The organism is Burkholderia vietnamiensis LMG 10929 (assembly GCF_000959445.1).
Lineage (GTDB): Bacteria > Pseudomonadota > Gammaproteobacteria > Burkholderiales > Burkholderiaceae > Burkholderia > Burkholderia vietnamiensis.
This window is the reverse complement of sequence record NZ_CP009630.1, coordinates 796,770-818,315: the sequence shown is the minus strand read 5'-3', so window position 1 is coordinate 818,315 and position 21,546 is coordinate 796,770. Positions and strand designations below refer to the sequence as shown.

The 21,546-nt window shown below is 63.1% G+C and carries 20 protein-coding genes and 1 pseudogene; 6 read left to right on the top strand and 15 right to left on the bottom strand.

Annotation, left to right across the window (positions count from 1 at the left end):
- Positions 1 to 104: 104 nt before the first annotated feature.
- A pseudogene (locus tag AK36_RS03865) lies at positions 105 to 2,372 on the bottom strand (type VI secretion system Vgr family protein); the annotation flags it as partial.
- A gap of 289 nt (positions 2,373 to 2,661) precedes the next feature.
- On the opposite strand from AK36_RS03865, the gene tssC reads away from it, so the two are divergent.
- Genes tssC through tssE form a run of 4 tightly spaced genes read left to right on the top strand, consistent with a single transcriptional unit; the run spans position 2,662 to position 6,490 of the window.
- Positions 2,662 to 3,984 carry a type VI secretion system contractile sheath large subunit gene (tssC, locus tag AK36_RS03860; protein ID WP_014724738.1) on the top strand — a complete coding sequence of 441 codons (1,323 nt, stop codon included), beginning with the start codon at positions 2,662 to 2,664 and terminating at the stop codon, positions 3,982 to 3,984.
- A gap of 56 nt (positions 3,985 to 4,040) precedes the next feature.
- Positions 4,041 to 5,387, top strand: coding sequence for a type VI secretion system baseplate subunit TssK (tssK, locus tag AK36_RS03855; protein WP_080938602.1), 1,347 nt, complete (start codon positions 4,041 to 4,043; stop codon positions 5,385 to 5,387).
- Complete coding sequence (locus tag AK36_RS03850; protein WP_011882423.1) at positions 5,384 to 6,046, top strand: DotU family type IV/VI secretion system protein; 663 nt, start codon at positions 5,384 to 5,386, stop codon at positions 6,044 to 6,046. Before tssK ends, AK36_RS03850 begins: the two co-directional genes overlap by 4 nt.
- Positions 6,047 to 6,058: 12 nt before the next feature.
- Positions 6,059 to 6,490, top strand: coding sequence for a type VI secretion system baseplate subunit TssE (gene tssE, locus AK36_RS03845; protein WP_011882424.1), 432 nt, complete (start codon positions 6,059 to 6,061; stop codon positions 6,488 to 6,490).
- A 237-nt stretch (positions 6,491 to 6,727) separates the two neighbouring features.
- Here the strand turns inward: tssE and AK36_RS03840 are convergent, their stop codons facing one another.
- A complete protein-coding gene (locus tag AK36_RS03840) occupies positions 6,728 to 7,915 on the bottom strand; it encodes a porin (protein ID WP_045577900.1) in 1,188 nt (395 codons plus the stop codon).
- 157 nt (positions 7,916 to 8,072) lie between these two features.
- Here AK36_RS03840 and AK36_RS32570 point away from each other — a divergent pair, with 157 nt between their 5' ends.
- Positions 8,073 to 8,333: a hypothetical protein gene (locus AK36_RS32570; RefSeq protein ID WP_144410622.1), complete on the top strand. Its 261-nt coding sequence runs from the start codon at positions 8,073 to 8,075 to the stop codon at positions 8,331 to 8,333.
- Between the two features lie 64 nt (positions 8,334 to 8,397).
- Here the strand turns inward: AK36_RS32570 and AK36_RS03835 are convergent, their stop codons facing one another.
- The 13 genes from AK36_RS03835 to AK36_RS03775 form a co-directional block, all read right to left on the bottom strand.
- Positions 8,398 to 8,976, bottom strand: a complete 579-nt coding sequence (locus tag AK36_RS03835; protein ID WP_011882426.1) for a LysE family translocator — start codon at positions 8,974 to 8,976, stop codon at positions 8,398 to 8,400.
- A gap of 49 nt (positions 8,977 to 9,025) precedes the next feature.
- Entirely contained in the window at positions 9,026 to 10,549 is a 1,524-nt protein-coding gene (ilvA, locus tag AK36_RS03830) for a threonine ammonia-lyase, biosynthetic (RefSeq protein ID WP_045577899.1), read from the bottom strand.
- 34 nt (positions 10,550 to 10,583) lie between these two features.
- Complete coding sequence (locus tag AK36_RS03825; RefSeq protein WP_045577898.1) at positions 10,584 to 12,158, bottom strand: gamma-glutamyltransferase family protein; 1,575 nt, start codon at positions 12,156 to 12,158, stop codon at positions 10,584 to 10,586.
- Complete coding sequence (locus AK36_RS03820; RefSeq protein ID WP_045578412.1) at positions 12,155 to 12,982, bottom strand: thioesterase II family protein; 828 nt, start codon at positions 12,980 to 12,982, stop codon at positions 12,155 to 12,157. Before AK36_RS03820 ends, AK36_RS03825 begins: the two co-directional genes overlap by 4 nt.
- 21 nt (positions 12,983 to 13,003) lie before the next feature.
- A complete protein-coding gene (locus tag AK36_RS03815) occupies positions 13,004 to 13,627 on the bottom strand; it encodes a LysE family translocator (protein WP_011882430.1) in 624 nt (207 codons plus the stop codon).
- A 65-nt stretch (positions 13,628 to 13,692) separates the two neighbouring features.
- The gene (locus AK36_RS03810) at positions 13,693 to 14,163 is read right to left on the bottom strand and encodes a GNAT family N-acetyltransferase (RefSeq protein WP_230943492.1); all 471 of its coding nucleotides are present in this window, start codon (positions 14,161 to 14,163) and stop codon (positions 13,693 to 13,695) included.
- Positions 14,164 to 14,267: 104 nt separating this feature from the next.
- Positions 14,268 to 15,020 carry an alpha/beta fold hydrolase gene (locus AK36_RS03805; protein WP_230939051.1) on the bottom strand — a complete coding sequence of 251 codons (753 nt, stop codon included), beginning with the start codon at positions 15,018 to 15,020 and terminating at the stop codon, positions 14,268 to 14,270.
- A gap of 149 nt (positions 15,021 to 15,169) precedes the next feature.
- On the bottom strand, positions 15,170 to 15,406 hold the full coding sequence (locus AK36_RS03800) for a phosphopantetheine-binding protein (protein WP_045577895.1): 237 nt from the start codon (positions 15,404 to 15,406) through the stop codon (positions 15,170 to 15,172).
- An 89-nt stretch (positions 15,407 to 15,495) separates the two neighbouring features.
- Positions 15,496 to 16,419 (bottom strand): chlorinating enzyme, encoded by a 924-nt coding sequence (locus AK36_RS03795; protein ID WP_011882434.1) that lies wholly within the window; start codon positions 16,417 to 16,419, stop codon positions 15,496 to 15,498.
- Between the two features lie 29 nt (positions 16,420 to 16,448).
- Positions 16,449 to 16,706, bottom strand: coding sequence for an acyl carrier protein (locus AK36_RS03790; RefSeq protein ID WP_034195170.1), 258 nt, complete (start codon positions 16,704 to 16,706; stop codon positions 16,449 to 16,451).
- Complete coding sequence (locus AK36_RS03785) at positions 16,639 to 18,240, bottom strand: amino acid adenylation domain-containing protein (protein ID WP_052691539.1); 1,602 nt, start codon at positions 18,238 to 18,240, stop codon at positions 16,639 to 16,641. Before AK36_RS03785 ends, AK36_RS03790 begins: the two co-directional genes overlap by 68 nt.
- A gap of 82 nt (positions 18,241 to 18,322) precedes the next feature.
- Complete coding sequence (locus tag AK36_RS03780) at positions 18,323 to 19,159, bottom strand: alpha/beta fold hydrolase (RefSeq protein WP_045577893.1); 837 nt, start codon at positions 19,157 to 19,159, stop codon at positions 18,323 to 18,325.
- A 69-nt stretch (positions 19,160 to 19,228) separates the two neighbouring features.
- A complete protein-coding gene (locus AK36_RS03775) occupies positions 19,229 to 20,038 on the bottom strand; it encodes a hypothetical protein (RefSeq protein WP_034195173.1) in 810 nt (269 codons plus the stop codon).
- Between the two features lie 600 nt (positions 20,039 to 20,638).
- Between AK36_RS03775 and AK36_RS03770 the strand changes: the two genes are divergently transcribed.
- Positions 20,639 to 21,541, top strand: a complete 903-nt coding sequence (locus AK36_RS03770; protein ID WP_011882439.1) for a GHMP family kinase ATP-binding protein — start codon at positions 20,639 to 20,641, stop codon at positions 21,539 to 21,541.
- Positions 21,542 to 21,546 lie beyond the last annotated feature (5 nt).

Below are 21,546 nucleotides of genomic sequence, written 5' to 3'. Positions count from 1 at the left end.
GAAGCCTTTGGCGTTGGCTGCGTTGATTCCGTGTTATCCGAATCGATCGGACGACGCCACGCGTCGCAGGCGAACGTAAACGGCACTACGGTTGTCGAAAACGCCGGTGCCGCCAGGTGCATCTGTGCCTTGCCTTGCTGCTGAATCGTGATGACCTTCAGGAACAAATCGAGCGGACCGCCCACGGTAATATTTTCGTCCTTGAGCTGAATGAATGCGCCGCCACTACCAAGCGTCAGTTCAGTTTCGGCTCGAACGAAAACAGCGCCGTTGACACTTGTCACGGTCAAGTCTTTGTCTGCTACCAATGACATTGGTCCATTATGGGCTTGTACTTCGACTGGCCCCTTAGCCGCAAAGATCTTGATTCCAAGCTTCTGCGCGAACAACGAGACCGCCTCGCCCGCGGCCGCCGTGAAACGCTTCATCACGCTGAAGTCAGCGTTCTTGCCAGCCACCGCCGAGATACTCTCCTTCGCAGCCATCTGCACGCCGCCGCCTGCCACGACGCCGATCGAGGCCGGCGCACTCGCCAGTAAGCCCGGCTGCTTCAGACCGTCGAACTCGTCCTTCATCTGCTGTTGCGCATCCGTGCCGGCCGGAATCGCCTTAGCCGTACGCGCCGCGTCGCCCAGCGACTTCGCCAACGCCAGCGCCTGCTCCAGTTGCGCGATCGTCTCCTGCATGTCGAGTTGCTTCCCGCTCGCACCCGGGCGGTCGTAGGCCGTCAGATGCAGCCCCTTGCCCGCGCGCTCGACACCGTGACCCGACGTGCGCAGTTCGAAACCCTCACCGCGCCGCTCCAGTTTCTCGTCGACCAGATAGCCCAGGTCCAGGTGGCTCGTGCCGGAGTGTTCCGTGCTAAGCTTGACGCCCTCCTGCCCCGCCCAGTCCTCCATCCGCAGCTTGTTATTCGACTGCGTGCGAATCACGTTGCGCGACAGCCAGCGGCGATCGCTCGTCACCAGATCGCGCGCCTGACTGTGATGGTGGAAACCGATGATCTCCGGCTTGTCGGGGTCCGCGTCCCGGAACGCGATCACCGCTTCATCGTTGTCCAGCGCCGGGAAGTGGAAGCCCGTCTGCAACTTGCCCGCGAAGGGCTTTGCCAGCCGCAGCGGCACGCTTTCCCCGCCTGCCGGCCAGTCCGCGAAGTCCACGTCGAACCGGACCGTGTAGTAGCCTGCCGCGGTCAGGTAAGCGTATTTGTACTTGTCGGGGCTCGTCACCCGAGCGCTCAGCGTCCCGGCAATCTTCGGCCACTTCGCGTCTTCGAGCTGGAGCCGGAAGCGCCGGTTAGCGGGAATCGCCTTATAGCTGTTCGTATAGGCCCGATCGCGCGCGCCGCTATGCGTCACCTCGATCACGACTTGACCGTCCGGCGCGTCAGGCAGTGCGGCGTCCAGATTCAGCACGCGCCCCGGCTGAAGTGCCAGCACGTTGCTCTCACCTTCGTACACCACCTGCCACGCGATCGCCGCTTCGTGGCGCAGTTGCGCCTCCCATTTCGCGCCGTCCTGATCGAGGTGATTCGTACCGTAGACGTACGGCTGCCCATAGGTGGTCGGGTCCTGCGGCGCGACGTTCGCCTCGTCTTTGAACCGCTCCCACGCCTGCTCGGGGTTGTAATCGGCCACGGCGAACGACTGCGGCACGGTCACCGTATGCGTCTTGAGTGCGGTCACCGCCTCGGCGCCGGTCGCCTCCAGCCCCGCAGTCTCGCGATACGCCGCCGTCAAGTGCGGGTCCCACTGGTAATGGTCGACGTCGTCGGCAAACACCGCCTGATCGCCATGCTCGGTCTCGACGATGTAGCTGTAGATGCCGGCCTTCTGTATCAGCATCCGCACATACGACAGGTCGTCGAGCTTGTACTGGAAGCGGAACAGGTGCTTCGGATACTCGCGGCGCAGCCGGAATGCGAACTGGTGGCCTTCCAAGCCATGGCTGCGCAGCACTGCCTCAATGATCTGCGGCGTCGTCTGGTGCTGGTAGATACGGCTGGTGCTCACCGCTTCCAGTCGCGCGAAGTGCGACTTCAGCACGATCTCGTACTTGGTGAAGTCCGCGGTGGTCTGCAGCGTCGAGAAGCGCGCGATAAAACCGGAGAAACGATGTGGCACACCATCGTCAGGCACGATCGTGCAGACCGCGTCGCGATTCAGATAGTCAGTGCGGGCCAGCTGCAGCGGATGCGTGAGCACCACTCGCACCTCGGTGGGATATCCCAACCGCTCGACCGCCATCACCGACACGACCGAGAGTGCAACTGCGCTCTCGGTCCCCGGCACCTCGAAGAAATATGCCTGGCGCCCCGACACCCCGGTCAAGTCCGATACGAACCGCCTCGCATCGTCAAACAGGTTCGACATTGTTGTAACCCCGTATCCAGATAGCGCTGCCAAACACCCGCATCGCGCTCAGAGCCGAGGAAGAACAGTAACTACACTCGCCCTTGTCGTGGAAGAGCGAGCGCGCATTATTCAGGCCGTTTGTTGTATTTGCCCGAAGTCTGACAATTGTTCACGTATTTCGCTATTTTTAAGATGTTCGCCATGCTATATGTCGCATTCCTCTGTTATCCGGCCATGCCAGATGCAACGTCCGATGAGTGAAGGCGCTCAATGCGACCAATACACCGACGCTAAATTATCTTCAGAAATGCGCATAAATACGATTGCGTGCATCGATTCCGATTTGATCGATTGGTATCTGGCTGAATTGGACGATCAACTCGGCAGACAGCTCGACGCCATCCTCCACCACTGCGCATTTCAGACACTCGAATCGACGTGGCGCGGCCTGCAATTCCTGGTGGATCGGACTGATTTTCGACAAAACGTCAAAATCGAGGTGCTTGATGTCTCGAAAGAAGCGCTGCGTCAAGACTTCGAAGATGCACCGGACATCATCCAGAGTGGCCTGTTCCGGCTGACATACGTCGGCGAATACGACATGCCGGGCGGGCAGCCCATCGCCGCGATCGTCTCGGCCTTTGAATTCGATCACGGCGGCCCGGACATCGCACTATTGCGCAATATCTCGAAAGTCGCGGCCGCGGCCCATATGCCGTTCATCGGCGCCGTCTCGCCTGCGTTCTTCGGGAAAACCACGATGGAAGCCGTCGCAGGCATCCGCGATCTGCCGAGCTGGTTCGAGCGCGCCGAATACCTGAAGTGGAAGGGCTTCCGCGAAACTGAGGACGCACGCTACATCGCGCTCACAATGCCGCGATTCCTTGCACGTTTGCCGTACGGATTCGATACGATGCCCGTGCGCGCATTCAATTACACCGAGAATGTCAGGGAATCTGGTCGCAGCGCATATCTGTGGACAAGCGCGGCGTTCGCTTTTGCGGTCAATATCGTGCGCAGCTTCGTACGAAACGGTTGGTGTGTGCAGATTCGCGGCCCGCAAGCGGGTGGCGTCATCAATGACATTCCCGCGCATCGGTACGACCTCGGCGCCGGGCAACTGGGTAAGATTTCCACGGACGCATTGATTTCGGAAACACGCGAGAATGAATTCGCCGATATCGGCCTAATTCCCCTTTCGTATACCCGCAATCACGATCAAACGTGTTTCTTCTCGGCGCATTCAACGCAACGGCCGCGATCTTACGATGCACGCGACGCCTCCGCGAATAGCCGGATCAATGCCCGTTTACCGTACATCTTCTTGCTGTCACGGATCGCACATTACCTGAAGCTCATCCAGCGCGAAAACATCGGCACGACGCGCGATAGCCGATTGCTGGAGCTCGAGCTGAATACCTGGATTAAATCGCTTGTCACGGAAATGACCGATCCCGGCGATGAACTTCAGGCGGCACACCCGCTGCGGCACGCCAAGGTCACGGTCGAGGACATCGAGGACAACCCGGGGTTCTTCCGCATCAAGCTGTTCATCGTCCCGCATTTTCAGATCGAGGGCGTCGACATCAACCTCTCCCTGGTTTCGCAGATGCCGAAAGCGAAACATTGAACGCGTTCCGTCGCGCACCTCTACACCGCTACTTCCATTCCAGAACAACCAACAAGATGAAGATAACCAGACCGCTGTGGGCCAAGGGGATTTTCATGACGCCGCAGCACTTCCAGCAGCAGGCGATATGGGAACAATACGTCCATGACCGTGTAGCCCGTATCGCGAGCCCCGACGCTTGGGGTGCCGTCCACGTTGCGCTCGACAGCGAAGCACTGAGCGTCAATCGACTTCAGTGCACGGCGCTCGGGCTGCGCCTGCCGGACGGTACGCTGATCGATAGTGAAACGGCCGACTGGCTTCCTGCGGCACGCAGTCTCGACGACGTGCCGACAACGGTCGACAGCGTGACCGTGCTTGCTGGTGTAGCACTGATGGACGCTCAGGGCGGCAACTGCGTCGAACCCGGCGAAAAGCCTGCGCGGCCGCGGCGCGTGACCCGCGAATACAAGCACGTTGCCGATCTGAACGGCGACGGACAGGAAGAAATCAGTGTCGAGCGCAACGTGGTAGCCCTTCTGTTCGACTTCGAGCAGGCCGGAGACTACGTCACCTGTCCGATCGCGCGGCTCGTGCGCACGCCACAAGGGCGGTTCGAACAGGACAAGAGCTTCGTCCCGCCGTGCCTGTTCCTGTCGGCGAGCGATCGCCTCGTGCATCGCACGCAGCGCATCTCCGAAATCCTGTCTGCCAAGAGCGCCAGCCTTGCGGTGCGCCGCAAAGAGCGCTCGGATCAGATCGCCGATTTCGCCGTGTCCGACGTGGCGCTCTTCTGGCTGTTACATAGCGTGAATAGCACCTGGCCCGAACTCGCCCGTCTCGTACAGGCGCCGGACCAGCATCCGGAACGGCTCTACGCCGTGCTCGCCCGCTTGGCCGGCTCACTGCTGACGTTCTCTACGACCGAGTCGCTCCAGGCGATTCCGCTATACGATCACCACGCACCGGAGCCGATGTTTGCCGAGCTCGAATCGCTGATCAGAACACTGCTCGACGCCGTGATTCCGTCCCGAGTCGTGCCGATTGCACTCGAGCGCGTGCGCGCGACCATATGGGTTGGCCGAATCAACGACGAGCGGCTGACGGAAGGCGCTGAATACTATCTGTCGGTTCAGGCCGCCATGCCCGCACACGCCCTCATCGAGCACCTGCCGCGCCTCTGCAAGGTCGGCGCACCGGACGAAGTCGAGCAGATCGTCAATTCCGCACTGCTCGGCATCGCACTGCGACCGATGTCGCGCCTGCCTGCCGCGATTCCCGTGCGGATAGAAAACCAGTACTTCGCGCTGGACAGCAACGATGCCGCGTTCAAACGGATGATCGACGCGCATGCCTGCCAGATCTACGTGCCGGCGTCGATTCCTGAAGCGTCGCTCGAGCTGTATGCGGTGCTGCCGTCATGAGTGCGGTGACGATGGCAGATTCGCCCCTGCTCCCGGTTGCGTTACGTGACACGGCACGCACGGTCACCGCACTGGCCGAAGAGCCGCTGTCGTTCGACGCGCTTCGAGGCCAATGCAACACGCAGATCGACCAACTGCGCTCCGATCTGGGCTTGCGAGGCCTCCCGGATCACGGGATCAACGATGCGGTCTACGCGCTGTGCGCGCTGCTCGACGAGGCCGCATTGAAGCACCTCACGGGAGAAGCTCGCGAAAGCTGGGAGAAGCGGCCGCTCCAGGAGGAACGTTTCTCGAGAAACGATGCCGGCGAGGAATTGGTACGACGCATCGAGGATCGCTTGCTCGAGCCACGGTCGCCGCGGGTGCTACTTGCGATATTCGCCGCGGTGCTGTCGCTTGGCTTCACCGGACGGTTTGCGATGGACGGGAGTACAGCGCGTGCGGCGCTTATTCGCACCCTCGACGAACGACTCGGGCGCACGACCGCAGCGGAGGACAACCACGCAGCGCCTGCTTCGATCGTGGTGAACCGCACCAACGCCCGCCCGCTGCGCATTTCTCCGCTGACTTGGGTGGTCGCCTCGTGCGTCGCCGTCGGCGTCGCCTGGTTCATGGTCGATCGATGGTTCATCGCGTCGATTGCGCAGATCGCGCAATAAAGGAACTCCACGATGTGGGTAGGACCTGGCTTATTCGAGCGGATTACCGGGCACTTCGCTGACGGCTCTGGCGTGGACGACTTCGCGTCAGAAGTGCAGGTTTTCCTGTCGGTGCGCGACAACATCGAGCGCATCCTGAATAGTCGGCGCGGGTCTCTCGCGCACCTTCCGGACTACGGCCTAGACGACCTGTCGGAGATCTATCGGCATCTGCCGTCCTCGGCGCACAAGCTGCGGCGCGCGATCGAGGCGACCCTGCTCGCTTACGAACCGCGTCTGAAGCGAATAGAAATCGAAATTCATCCGCCCGAGCCTGGTATGTTGATCAGCTTCACGATGGCCTGCCATTTGCATCAGGCAGGGCTCGTGCGCTTCGGCACGAACTTCATGCCGGACGGCAAAACCAGACTGCGCATGCTGCAGGCAGCGCTCGACCGATACTGAAATAGCGTCGAATACGCGTTACATGAGCGCGATCATGATCGGCGACCGTGGCATCACGCTGCACGCCAACCGGTCCATGCTCGACGACGGCGTGCCGCTCGCGGCGTAGATGAATCCGGCGTCGTGTACCGGCCTTCGTCATAACCGGCAGCGCTTCGCGTATCCACTCGCCGCAGGATGCAAGCCGCCCACGAAAAACGCGCGGCATCCACCACAGGTGCCCATCCGGCGAGACGATCAGAACCGGCGTCGCAAACCGAGTGACGCAATGAGCTGGTTCGCGCCGGACGCCCGTGAAAAATTGGCGATCTGCGCGCCACGGATGCCTGTTCCGGCCAGTTGATTGGCCCGTTGATAGACCGCCTCGGCGTAGATGTCCGTCGTCGGCGAGAGGAAGTACGTGTTGACGATGCCGACCTGATGCCACTTCGGATAACGAACGCCCGCCGGCGTCGCGAAGCGCCCCGCGGTAAACGTATAACCGGCCGAAACGTCCCAGTTCTGCAGCACGCTGTAGCGCACGTTCACCTCGACGTTCTGAAACCGCACATCGTCGCCCGGCAGGCTGACCGCCGTGTCCACGACGTCGTTGATCGACGTGGCGTGATCGAGGCGCGTCTCGCTGAGCACGAAGCCGGCCGCACCGTTGCCGAAATGGAGCAAGCCGCCCGCGGCCCAGGTGCGCTGGCGCGCCGCGTTGAATGGTGCGCCGGCCGGTGCCGCGCCGTTCACGTTGGCACTGGAGAGGTTCGATGCGTTGTTGAACTGCACATAGCCCGCGCCCAGATCGAGATTGCCGTATTGATACGACGCGCCGAGGCTATACGCGCGGTTGTCGTCGAAGCCGCCGGCCTGGTTCGAAAAGCCGTACAGCACACCCAGCTTGAGGCCGCCCACCAGCGGGCTCACGTACTTGACCGAGTTGTTGATGCGCGTCCAGTTGTCGAGGTTGTCGTTGTCGAAGACGTGCGCGAATGCCGTGCCGCCATATCGCGTCCCTCCCAGGGAAAACGGCTCGACGAACTGCACGACCTCGTCGAACTGGCGCCCCGCAATCAGCGAGCCGAGCTGTTGCGATTGCAAGGCAACCCAGGACTGGAAGCCGAACAACCGGCCCTGCTGCGAAGCCGTGCCCGTCATCGGCGCAAAGCCGTTCGCCAGCATGAACGCCGCGTTCAGATCTCCACCGAGGTCTTCCCTGCCCGACAGGATCCATCGGCTACCGTTGATGTCCCCGCTCTTTGCCTGCCACGCGCTCTGATGCCCGTGGGTATTGCCGCTATCGCTCACGTACGCAATGCCCGCGTCGATGATCCCCGACAGCTGGACGGCGCTCTGCGCCTGCGTCGCGGAACTTGTCGTCGCCAACAACGCGCCCGCGAATGCAATGGTATGGCTCGTTCTGAAACGTGCTGCTTGCGTCATCTTCCGTTGCCTGCCTTCCGGTCACCGTCAATTCGGGTTACGAATTAGTAAATACGAATTCATGCTTAAACGATCCTGACACTGGCCACGTGCAGTATCGCGTCGCAAGCAAGATTGCCAGTCGGCAAATATTCGCGACTGCGCACGTTTCGATATAGTGCAAAAACTGGAAGATTCCTTTGTCGCGTGCATCAAACGTATCGGTGTTCATACGGTGCAAGCCACAGCTCGCGATCCGTTTTTTATCTATATGGATTTCCAGATTTCTCGTTTGACAGCGTCATCGAATCCGGCCGGCAGGTTCGCCGGAATCGAGCGTCATGCCGCATTGCGCGGCGTGCTGTCGGAGCAACCGACGGGCGCGCAGTTCGTGGCGGGATTCGTTGGACCGCGCCGTTCGACACCGCCTCGCCAATAGCAGCCGTGTTCGATCACCACCAGCCCCGCCCCGCCGTTCATCGTCGCGTTGCAACGTCAGCAACTCATTTGACGAGCGAATACAGCAGGGTCCCTGAAAACAGCACCAGTACCATCGATGAAAAGCGAAGCACGGCAGTGACATGGTGTGAGCCGGACGCCAGCATGCGCGTTGCGCGCCCCAGGCTGGCCCATCCGGTCCCAACCGGTATGAGCACGAGCAGAAACACGCCGAATGCCTGGGCCGCGCTGCTCGAATCGTGAAACGTCTGCCATGGAAACGCCGTGCTTGCGAGCAGAAAGGCTTTCGGATTCAGCAAGGTGGCGACGAGCAGGTTCCGCCACGTCACCGCTTTCGGACGTTGATCTTCCTCCAGCCTGCCTCGCGTCCACATCTTGGCGGCCAACAGCAGCAGGTACGACGAACAGGCGAGCTTGATCACGCTCAGGACGTGAGGATGCTGCGCCGCGAACGCCAGCAGCGAAACGCCCCAGACGGAAATGGCGATGACGTACCCGGCCGCTTCCGCAAGCACGAGCGGCAGCGTGCGCGCCAGGCCCACGCTGATTCCCGACGAAAACAACAGCGTGTTGGTCGGCCCCGGAACGATCAATACCAGGATCGTGTAGAAGCACATCGTCATCAATTGATGGGAGTTCAACGTAGCCTCGCCCGCGATAGTGACCGGTCTTTCAGCGTCGCTCGCCCTGCAGCGAAGCCAGATACGGCGACGCGTCGGCTTGCTCACTGAACTCGAAATTCGTCGCCTCCAGTGCACCGTACAGGCGGGCCGAATCCGCCTCGCCGCAGCGAATGCCGATCAGTACGCGCCCGTAGTCGAACCCTTCGTTACGATAGTGAAACAGGCTGATGTCCCACGCATCGTCGAGCTTGCGCAGAAACTCCAGCAAGGCGCCGCGGCGCTCGGGGAACATCACCTGAAAGAGCTTCTCGTCGTCGATGCGGAACGCCTCCGCGCCGACGAGCTGATGACCATGCGTGCGCCAAAGCGTACTCCCGCCGAGATCGGTGGCCCGGTATCCGGCCGCCGCCAGATCCTGTACGATCTTGCGCGCGCCCTCGGCTCCCGGCGTCCGCACGCCGACGAAAACCTGCGCGTCGCCGCCCGTTGCGCGGCGATAGTCGAACGCGGTCACGACACAATCGCCGAATTGCTCGATGAGCGCGCGAAAGCTCCCGGGACGCTCGGCGATCGAAACAGCGAAGCGCGCCTCACGGTTTTCGCCGAGCGTCGAACGCTCGGCGATGTAGCGCAGCTGATCGAAATTCATGTTGGCCCCGGATGCAATCGCGACCAGCGTCCCGCCCTTCTGCTCGCGTCGTTGCCACGCCTTCAAGCCGGCGAGCGCCAGAGCGCCCGACGGCTCGAGAATCGAGCGCGTATCGACGAAGACGTCCTTGATCGCTGCGCAAACCTCGTCGTTGTCGACGCGCACGACGCCGTCGAGATACTGCCTGCACAGCTCGAAGCTGTGGGCGCCGACCTGACGCACCGCCACGCCGTCGCAGAATCGGCCAACGTGCGCGAGCCGCACCGGCGCGCCGCCCTCGAGCGCCTGATACATGCTGTCGGCGTCGCTCGGCTCCACACCGAAAATCCTGATCTGCGGCTTCACGCGCTTGACGTACGCGCAAATGCCGGCGGCCAGCCCTCCTCCGCCGACCGGCACGAAAATCGCATCGAGTTGGGTCGTCTGCTGGAGAATTTCCATCCCGACGGTCCCCTGGCCGGCAATCACGTGAGGATGATCGAACGGCGGCACGAAGGTGCTGTCGCGCTCGCGCGCATCGGCCAGCGCGGCATCGCAGGCATCGTCGAAATTGTCGCCGTACAGCACGACCTCGGCGCCATAGCGGGCGACGGCCTGGACCTTGATGTCGGGTGTGGTGTGCGGCATGAACACGCGCGCGCGGCACCCGAGCGTGTGTGCCGCGAGCGCCACGCCCTGCGCATGATTGCCGGCGGAGGCCGTCACCACCCCGCGGGCGAGCGCCTCCGCGGACAGCCGCGCCATCAGCGTATAGGCGCCCCGGACCTTGAAGCTGAAGCTCGGCTGCATGTCTTCCCGCTTGAGCAAGACGCGACTGCCCAGGCGTTCGGACAGCCGCGACAGGGATTCGAGCGGGGTCTTGACGGCCACGTCGTAGACGGGAGCGTTCAGGATACTGGTCAGATAATTGAAGTCTTCGTGCATGGTGTGATCGGACGTGAACTGAATCGCGGCCGCCTCAATGTGCGTCGCGCTCGGCCACCGCCGCCGACCACGGGGACGAGACGAAGGCGCCCCCGGTCAGCTGGCGGGTTTGGCCATCGCGCAGGACGACGTTGGGGCAACCGAACAGATTGGGTGCGACGAGATTGGCGGCCCGCCTGACTTCGTGAGCCGCTCCGATGGCCTGCGAAACGGATGCGTCGAAGCGATCGTCGATCGTGACCCACGGGTCGCCGCTCGCATCCAAGCGCGGGAAGTGAATCGCGTCCTCGATCGACATGCCGCAATCGACCAGATACGCGATGAGCTGCATGACGGCCGGCATTATCCGCCGGCCGCCCGACGCACCCAGCGCCAGTACGTCTCCCGTCGCGCGCTTGACCACCGTCGGGCACATGTTCGACAACGGCACGGCGCCCGGCATGATCGAGTTGGCCTTCCCCGGTCGCGGATCGAACCACATGACTGCATTATTCATGACGATCCCCGTTTGCGGCAACGTCACTTTGGAGCCGAACATCGACAACAGCGTCTGGGTCAGCGCGACCGCGTTGCCGTGTCGATCCACGACACTGATATGCGTCGTGCACGTCCCGCGTCGCGCATCGTCGCCCGGCGCCGCGCCGCCGATCCGCTCGGCATAGGTCTGCGTCAGCGCGTCGGCGATGCGCGAGAAGAATCGCGCGTCCGGACGTGCCGTCCCGTCGGCGTCCGCTTGCCGCGCGAACAGGGACAGCGCGCGCGTCAGCGCCGGCCCTGCCGTGAGCGCCGATGAGGTCAGGATGGATGCATCGCGGTAGCGCAGCGCTTCGATCGGCGTGATTTCGGCCCGATACGCAGCGAGATCGTCGAAGCTCAGACGCGACCCCACGGTTGCGAAATCGGCGGCGATTCGGTGAGCGAGCGCACCACGATAGAAATCGTCGCCGCCGCGCTCGGCAATCGCCTCCAGCGTGGCCGCCTGATCCTCCAGCACGATCGGCGACGCCGCGCCCGCCCAGTCCGACGCAGGCGCGTGTCCGTCCCGCAGATAGCATGCACTGCTTCCCGGATAACGTGCGAGCCCCGCGGCAACGGACGCGATCTTCAAGGTCAAGTACCAATCGATTTCGAGTCCTTCCCGCGCGCAACGAACCGCCGGCTCCACCAGCCGCCGCCACGGCAACGAGCCGCATTCGCGATGTGCCAGCGTCATGCCGGCGACCTGCCCCGGAACGCCGATCGAGAACGGACCTTCCAGATTGCGGTCGTCGACGACCGCGGGCCACCCGAACATGCCCCGCGCCGGTTCTCCGGTCAGGCGATAGTCGTCGGCTTCGAGCGCCAACGGCGCTCTCGCTGCGAAGTCGATGCTGAATGCAGTTCGGCCGGCCGGCGCAACGACCATATGCCCGACGCCGCCCAACCCGCTTTGCCACGGTTCGAGCACGCCGATCGCGAAACTCGCGGCTATCGCGGCATCGACCGCGTTGCCGCCGTCCTCCAGCACCGCCGCGCCGATGCTCGATGCCTTGTAGTGCTGGCTCACGACGATGCCGCCCGATGCGGAAATCGCGGCCTTGCGGATCTGCCAATTTTCTAGATGCGTCACTTCATCCCTCTGTCGTGATCGGGCGCACACGCATGGCGTGCCGGCGCAACGGATTCGCCGTGACGAAGCGCCAGCGAACGCTGGACGATCGCAGCCAGGTGATCCAGTACGGCTTGCATTGCCGAATGGATAAAAAAATGTCCGCCGTCGAAACGACGTATCGAAAACTCCGTCGACGTGAAGGCGTGCCACGCCAGCGCATCCGCTTCCGATACCAGCCCGTCGTCCGCGCCGGTCAGCACGTGGACCGGTATGCGCAGATCGTGCGGCGTGCTGCGCCAGGTTTCCCGGCACTGCAGGTCGGCGCGAATCGTCGGCATGAAGGTATCGAGGAAATCCCTGCGCTCGCGCGCAATGGGCGGCAGCCCGTCGAGATGGATCAACGCTTCGATCAGCGCGTCGCGCGGCAGCAAATGCAGCACGTGCTCACGCCGAATCGGCAGGTGCGGCGCGGCACATGCCGACGCGACGAGGGCGATCGGAGGCCGCCCGAGCTCGACCAGCCGACGTGCCAGCTCAGCCGCCACGACGGCCCCCATGCTGTGGCCGAACAACGCGAACGGCGCAGGCGGACAGTCGCCGACCATGCGAACCAGCTCGTCGACCACGGCATCCATATGCGTCAGCGCCGGTTCGGCAAATCGGCTGCCGCGCCCGGGCAATTCGATCGCACAGACTTCGAGGCTCGCGGGCAGCGCGTGTCGCCAGCCGGCGAAGATCGAGGCACTGCCGCCCGCGTAGGGCAGACAGAAAATCCGGGCGTCCGCGTGCCCGTCGGTGGGAAAGGACACGATGCCGCGGGGAAGCCGCGTGGTTTCGGGCATGACGGGCATATCCGCGCGCGCCTATTTCCAGAACAGCAACGGCACGCATGCGAGCAGCAGCAGCGCCATCGTGCGGTTATAGATCACGCGCGCACGATCGGTATGCAGCAGCTTCTGCATCCCGACGCCGAGCGCGGCCCACACGGACACGGCCGGAAAATTGATCGCCACCATCAATATGCAGATTCCGATTACCGATGAAATGAAGCCCTGACCGTCGACCGAGAACAGAATGATCAGGTTCGCGGCCATCAGCCAGGTTTTCGGATTGACGAACTGGAACGTCGCGGCCTGAACGAACGAAAAGGGCTTCGTTTGCGCGTCCTTGGCCGCGGGCCGCCCGGCGTTCGCGATCTTGAACGCGAGGTATGCCAGATAGAGCGCGCCAACCACGAACAACGCCAGTCTTGCCGCCGGATATTCGGTGAACACGACCCCGAGCCCGGTCGCACTCAGCGCGACCAGAACGGTTGCGCCCACCGTAATGCCCAGCAAATGCGGTAACGTGCGCACGAATCCGAAGTTCGCGCCGGACGCGGCAAGCATCACGTTGTTCGGGCCAGGCGTAATCGAGAGCGCGAGAATATACGCGGCGACGGCCAGCGGCTTGAATTGTTCGATTCCTGATGCAAGAGCAAACGACATGAGGTCCCCCTGACGGACATTTCAACGGCGTTACGAAGACAGCACGCGCTGCCGGCGAAGCGAGATCAGCGTGCGGTCGATCTGACGAATTTCTCGATGGCGTCGAGTTCTGCGCGCAGCACGCGATAGCTGATCGTTTTGACGGGATTGCGCAGCATCGGCATGTCGATGACGCCCTCGCCGTGCGGCTCGATCCCGAGCTTGCTTTTGACGCGCTGCGCCGAAACGTTTTCGGCAGGCGTCTCGAAGCGGATGCTCTCCAGATCGAATCGATCGAAGAAGATGCGCATGGCTGCCAGATACGACACCGGTCCGATGCCTGCGCCGCGGTATCGGGCCTGCCAGATATGGGCGTGCATCACGGCACTGCGCCCCGGGTCGAGGTGCGTCAGCTCGTGGACGCCGATCGCCTCACCCATGTGACGGATCGTCAATATCGGCGCAGGCGCGACACCGCCGCATGCCCGCCGTACCAGAATCGTCAGCAACTCGCGCATGCGTTGCTCGCTCGGCAGCTTGTCGACGTCGACGTTCATCGACTCCATCAGCGCCGGCGGCGACCGATACCAGTAGTCGAGACAGGGGCCGATGTCTTGCTCGGCGAAATCGTCGACGCGGATGTCCGGCAAATGAATCCTGTTCATGATCGCGCCACAATGAAGTCGATGATCGATCGGTTCACGTCGGCCGGCTTTTCAAGGTGAAGGAAATGCCCGGCCCCGTCGACGATCTCGCGCGTGAGCGCCGCTGAAAAATATTCCGGCACGCCGTCACCGGAAAATGCTTCGAGACGCCCTTCGCGATCGTGAGTGCCATGCATCAGGAGCGTCGGCACGGTGACCGGCCCGGCGGCGATGCGGGCCTGCTGTTCACGACGCTCCGGGTCGCGCAACGCGACATGGCGACAGCGGTATTGCGCCAGCGCCGCGTCGAGCACGCCTGGCTGGCGAAACGTGGTCTTGACCGCGTCGATGATGTCCCGCGGCACGTCCCAGTTGCGCGAAGCATCGCGCCACCACGCCTCGATGAACGCGAAATCGTCGTGGGCCAGCACCTGCTCGGCCGACGGCGATTGAAAGAAGAACGTGTGCCAGATGCCTTTCAGGTAGTCGTAGTGCAGCCGCTGCGCCGCGTCCGGACGGCTCCATCCGAGCGCCACCAGCTTCGTGACGCGCTCCGGAAACAGGATGGCCGCCGCAATGGACGCCTGTGCGCCCCAGTCGTGCCCGACCAGGATCGCCTGTTCGACACCCAGCGCGTCGATCAACGCGCGCAGGTCATGCGCCATGTAGCAGGTGTGGTACTGATCGGCCGGGGCAGTGCCGGACGGCGCGTAGCCGCGCAGGTACGGTGCGACGGCCGTGAAACCCGCGTGCGCCAGCTCGGCGAGCAAAGGCAGGAACGAGCGCGCATGGTCCGGAAAGCCGTGCGAGCAGATGACCAGCGGGCCGCTGCCTTGCCTCAGATAATGAATCTCGATGCCGTTCGCGTCGATCGCGCCGCACGTTACGTCCATCGGGTTCGACAAGCAGGCTGCGCGACTCATCCGACGTTGCTCAGCCGTTGTTCGACGACCGCGGCGAACCCGTCGACCGTCGAATGATTCATGAAGTCCAGCAACGACACTTCGATACCGCACGCCTGCTCGACCTTCGTGACCAGCACCGCCGCGGCCAGCGACCCGCCGCCGAGCACGAAGAAGTCCGCATCGGCCGCGACGTGCTCGACGCCGAGCGCTTCGGAAAACAGGCGCTTCACGAGTGCCCTGGTTGTCTGCATGTTCACTCCATCACGTGAATCGGATCGCCACCGCCGTCGCCGCGCGCGCGGCGACGATCCGGATATCGCTGGTATCGAGCCGTCGGCCGTCAGCCGCGGTCGTCGAAAGCAAACGCCCGCCCTCGCGCATTGCTGAGCGCGCGCCGGTTGTGACCGTAATGGTCCTCACCCGAGACCAGCACGACGCCATACTTGTCGAGCGAAATGGCGCTGCCGTACTCCTCGACGACGTTCGTATCCGGATACACCTTCACGCCGGTCGGAACGTAGCGGCTCGCGTAGCCGAGCCGCGTCACGTCGGCCGTCGAATTCGGAAACGACGAATGCATCAGCGTGGACCAGAAGATCACGCACTCGCCGGCCTGCATCGTGATCGACACCGCCTGCGACTCATCCGGCTTCCACGACGGATCCTTCTGAAGGGAGCGGTAGTCGTAACCGAAAAACCCGCGCTTGATCCCGTCCTTCTCCTGGGTATTGATCTTCGAAGCGTCGTAGGCCATCTTCTTCGACTCGTCGTAGAACATTTCCTCGTGCGTGCCGGGAATGAAGCGCAGACAGCCGTTCTCCTCGGTCGCATCGGTAAACGCGGTCCATGCGGTAATCGCCCCGCCGAAACGGCTTTCGCCGGGCCAGACTATCTGCGGCGCGCCCGATGCATGCGCGAACGTATCGGCCTGATGCCAGTCCGTCCCCTCGTCGCCCGGGTACTTCGGAAACATCTCCGATCGCCAGCACAACAGGTCCGGCCCGAGCATGCTCGCGACGCGATCGACGATCTCGCGCCGGCCGATGTGCTCGCTGAGCAGGTTCACGTCGAGGTGACGATCGTAATTGGCGATCGGGCTCGTCGCCGGCAGATCGTAGATGGCGTGTTCCCTGTCGAACAGCTCGGCGCGAATCGCCCTGTATCGCTCGCGCGCCTCGTCGGGCGAGTACACGCGAAACGGCCCGAAAAAGCCCTGTGCACGGAATCGGGCAAGTTCGTCTGGAGTCAGTGAAAACTGCGTCATGTCGATCCTCTCGGTTGAGTCGCTTTGCGCTATTTCTCTACGGCGGTTGCGGCAACGGCTGCCGCTCGATAAAGCCCGGTCCAGCCGGCCAGCGTCGGCGCTAGCATCAGCTTGGCCGTGGGTACGGTCACGCCCAGATCCTCCTCGATCTTGACTTGCAGCTCGACGATCGACAGCGAACTGGCGCCCAGGTCGAAAAAGTCGTCGTCGTCGCCGATCTCACGATCCTTCAACAACTCGGCCAGTCGTTTCCGAATGGGTTCCTTGAATTGCAGCGATTCGCTCATGTTCATCTCCGGTATTGCGGTTCTCCTGCGAACTCATCAGGCTCCGCCGGTTGACCTTGCCATTGACGGTCAACGGCAGCGCCACTTGCACTTCGATTACGTCGGGAATCATGTAGCTCGCCAGATGTCGCCCGAGGTGGCGCCGGACGGCCGCCCTGACCTCGGCGGGATCCCGCGACGACTGCACGAACGCGACGAGACGCTTTTCTCCCAGCTCGTCGCGTCCGACGTCGACGATCGCGTCCTCGACGTCGTCGGCCGTCGCGAGCACCTGCTGCACCTGTTCGACCGATACGCGATAGCCGCGTATCTTCACTTGCCTGTCGACGCGACCGATGAATTCGTAGGCGCCGTCGTGGCCTTCCCGCACGAGATCGCCCGTCCGGTAAAGCTTGCGATCCCGGTCGTGCGGATCGTCGACGAACACGGCCCTCGTTTTCTCCGGATCGTTCAGATAACCGAGCGCGAGGCCGATACCGCCCGCATAGAGCTCGCCCACCTCGCCCGGGCGCACCGGCTGCCCGCTCGCGTCGAGCACGCACACCGTGGTACCGGTGACCGGCCTGCCGATGGGCACCGTCGCGACCGGCGGTGCAGCGGCCGTCATCACATGGCAGCAGGTAAATGTCGTGTTTTCCGTCGGTCCGTATCCGTTGATCACGGTCAGCGAGGGAAATGCGGCGAGCACGCGTGCGACCGCGTCGGCCTGGACCACGTCGCCGCCCGCGAGGAGCACGCGAAGTTCCGATAGCAGCGGCAGCCGATTGCGCACCACCAGATGGAACAGCGCAGCCGTCAACCACATGACCGTCACGCGCTCGTCGCGCAACAGACGGCCCAGCGCGTTCAGATCGAGCACCGGCGATTCCTCGACCACCAGCGTCGCGCCGTTGAGCAGCGCTCCCCATATTTCGAACGTCGATGCGTCGAACGTGATCGGCGCCATCTGCAGCACACGATCGTGCGGACTCAGCGCGATGTAGTTCGTCTCGACGACCAGACGGTGGACCGCCTGATGCGGCACCAGTACGCCCTTCGGCTTGCCCGTGCTGCCGGAGGTAAACATCGCGTAGGCCGGCGAGATCGGCGTCGGCGCCTGCACGGGTGCGCTCGTCTGCGCGCCGTCGCGCCGGTCCGGCAAGACCCCATCGCGCCCGATCTCGACAAGCGCGATGCCGGCGAGATCCAGATCGGATCTCACCTGCGCGACGGACTCGGGCAACGTCAGTGCGACGCGCGCACCGAGTTCGCGCAGCTGCTCGTTCAGCACCGAGGCCGGGCCGGCCGGATCGACCGGAACGTAGTGGGCGCCGGCCTTCAGCACGGCAATCATCGCGATCACTGCGCCGGGCGAACGCGGCAACAGCAGCACGACCGGCGAACCCGCGGTAACGCCGGATCGGGCGAGGCGCGCCGCCAACCGATCGGACAGCGCGTCAAGTTGCGCATAGGTGTACCGCGCACTTTCCGCGGCAAGCGCGGTGTGCTCGGCATGACGCCGGACCATCTGTCCGAATCGCTCGAGTATGCTCATCTCCAGTCCTGCCGGCTCGACATCAAACAGACACTCGCTTCGGGACCGACGGACCGTCCGTAGCGAACCAAGGCGTACGTCGTCATGCCGCTCCCCTGCCGCCAAGGAACTCGACGATCGAATCGTTGACCGCGTTCCTGCCACGCAGGATTTCGTAGTGGTCGCCCGGCACCACGACGTGTTGCTCGGCATTGCGCAACAACGCCGCAATGACTCGCGAGCTGGCGGCGCTCACCTGTTCGTCGCGGTCGGTCGAGATCAGCCGCGTCGGGTGCGGTACGCTGCCGGCCAACGCCATGAAATCGGTGCCGCGATACGTCAGGTAATTCAACCCGTGGCGATGCAGACGTGCAGCCGACGAGAACGGCACGAGAACCTCCTCGTCGAATTCGGTCCTGGCCGGCGCGCGCACGCGGCTCGCCGTGAGCTTCTCGCACAAGGCGGCCGCATGATTCAGGCTTTGCGCCGCCAGCGGCAACAGGCTGTCGACTTCCCGTTGAAAATTCGATTGCGGGCAGACCGTGGGGCTCAGCATGTACTCTCCGCAAACCAGCGCGAGACGATCGATGCGATGTCCCTCGATGGTTGCGGCGACGAGCGCGATGCCGGCGCCCGAGCAAAACCCGACGACGTCCGTCTTGCGCACGTCAAATGCGTCCAGCACCGAGCACATGTCCCGAACATGCGCCTCCGGCGTCATTCCGCTCTCGTGCGGCGCGAGGGGCCGATCGCACAACGAGCGCCCTTGCCAGGTGAGCACATTGAATTCGCTCGCCAACAGCGCGAACAGCGTGCGCGCCGCATCGACGCGAAGCCCGAACGGAAGTATCAACGTCAGGAACGGCCTCGTTTCGAGCCAATCGCCATGCAGTACGCGCAGCTGCTTTCCATCGGACGCGGTAATGAACGATTCGTACATAGACAGGGTTTTCGTCGAGACTGGATGCATCTTGCGATGGACGAGCGGGCGTGATGGACGTCGACCGGACTAGTGCAGTAGTTTCCAGCCCGCCTCGTGATACACGAGGAACGTGCCGATCGTTCGGCGCAGCGACGAGCAGCGCTCGACCGCATGCAGATTGCGGCTATTGAAGACACACAGCTGACCGCTGCGTGGCCGCACCGTCAGCGCATCGACTCCGTCGAGCACGCCCAGCGTCTTGTGCTGCGCATACTCGTCGGCCCACTGGTCGAGCTGCCGACGCGATTCCGGACGGATGTTCCAGAGAACGAAGCCCGCTTCGTTCTCGGCCTTCTGTATCGTGATGAAGGCGCCCAACTGCTCGAGATTGAGCCGGAACGGCCACCGTTCGACATCGCGCCCGAAGTCGATGCAGTCGCAGTGCGGCGCGAAGCTGAACGGATCGCCTTCGAAAGGCGGATATTCGCGCTTCGTCGCCAACATGAATTGACTCCAGTTGCCGAACTGGAGCGTTTCCGCGCCCAGCTCCTTCATGAACAACTGAATGAAGCGCGTATCGCGCATCGGGATATTCGCGACGCCGGCATGGCCGAAGTACTCGGCGATATTGCTCACCAACGATTCGGGACGGGAGCGCTGAAGCTGACCGAGCGTTATCCCGGTTGCGTTCAGCGCGCGGTGGTACTGGTGGTTGCGCAAATCGGGGAAGCCGCGATCGTTCCACCATGCATCGATTTCGTCGGGGCCGACCACATCCAGCAATGCCACGGCAACTTCCCGATCCCGCACGCACTCGGCGGCCTCGCGCAGCGTCATGCGCCTGTCGACTCCATGCCCGTCGAATGTCATAAACCGGCCAGCGAATACCGTTTCCATTTCACGTTTCCAGAATGGTTGAGTGATTTTCGCGTGCCCGCGAACCGACGCGTCCTGACTCGAAAGTCAAAACCCGTCGACGCGTCGACGCCGCAAACGAAGCTTCGATTGAATTGAATCGGATAACTACGCATCGACACGGCGGTCCGATCCATGTTCGATCGTGCGATGTCGACTTCGACGAAACTCGGGCAATGACGGATGCCGTGCGCACCGCCCCGTTGCAACGAGAGTGGGCACGCCGTCTTCCGTGGTGGAAACACTCTATCCCGCGCCGGCCGCATACGTAAAGAGCGGTCGACTCGCTCGAGCTCGTCACGCAACCGGCGCTGCCGCGCAATCGCAGCGCCCTTGACGCCGCACCGGCCATCCGGCCGTAAACCCATACCGGGCAAGGATCCGAAGCGCTTTTCCGGCACTTTGCGCGAGACGGAATCCGCTCCGGCCGCACGCGTTTTTCAATCGATCCGGCTCGCGCCGCCACGCGCGGCTGAGCAACATTTCGATACTAGTGCGCAATTTTCATAAAGAAGCGGACGAGCGGCCGTCGCTATGCTCTGGGCTCGACATCACGATTTGCCTTCATTCCGAGAGGAGAAAATGGCCGTTCTGTCAGAGCAAGACGATGCGCTACGAAACGACGCGTTCCTGTCGCTTTTCCCCAGAGGCGAATGTCACGGAACGTTCGGCGAGCTGATGCAGGGCGTGTTGCCGGACAATCGACATTTCCTGGTCACGTTGCCGGTCAACCTGAAGAGCGTCGTCGAGTTCGAGATCACCGGCGCCGATCGCGTTGCCGTGGATGTCGGATTCAAGACCAAGGCATGTCGCGCGGTTCAGGACTATCTGCGCCTGCACGGGCTGCCACCGGGCGGCATGCTGCATTTCAAGTCGATGTTCGCGGTCGGCAAGGGGCTGGCGAGTTCGTCCGCCGACATGGTCGCGGCGATCCGTGCGGCCGCATACGCGTACGGCCGAACACCGGCGCCCGAGACCATCGAGTCGATCCTGCGCGCCATCGAACCGACGGACGGCGTGATGTACGACGGCGTCGTGTCGTTCTATCACCGCGAGGTAAAGCTCGACGAGCGACTCGGCAAGACCCCCGCGCTCGTGATCGTCAGCGCCGATCGCGGCGGCGAATGCGACACGATCGAGTTCAACCGGAAGAAACGCGATCCGTCCGCGGAAGTGCGCGACGAATATCGCGGCATGCTGATGCGGATGAAAGCGGCGGTTCGCGCCCAGGACCTGCGCGAGCTCGGCGAGATCGCGACGCGCAGCTGCCAGTTGTCGCAGGCATTCAATCCTCATCCGCACATCGACGTCCTGCGCAAGCTGCGCGCCGAGACCGACGCGCTCGGCCTCGTCGCGACCCATTCCGGCACGTGCGTCGGGCTGCTCTACGACGCGAACGCTCCCGAAACGGCGACCGCGGCCGCCTATGCCCAAGCGCGCCTGCAGGTCCGTCGAATCGAATCCATTCAATACACAACGGTATAGGAATC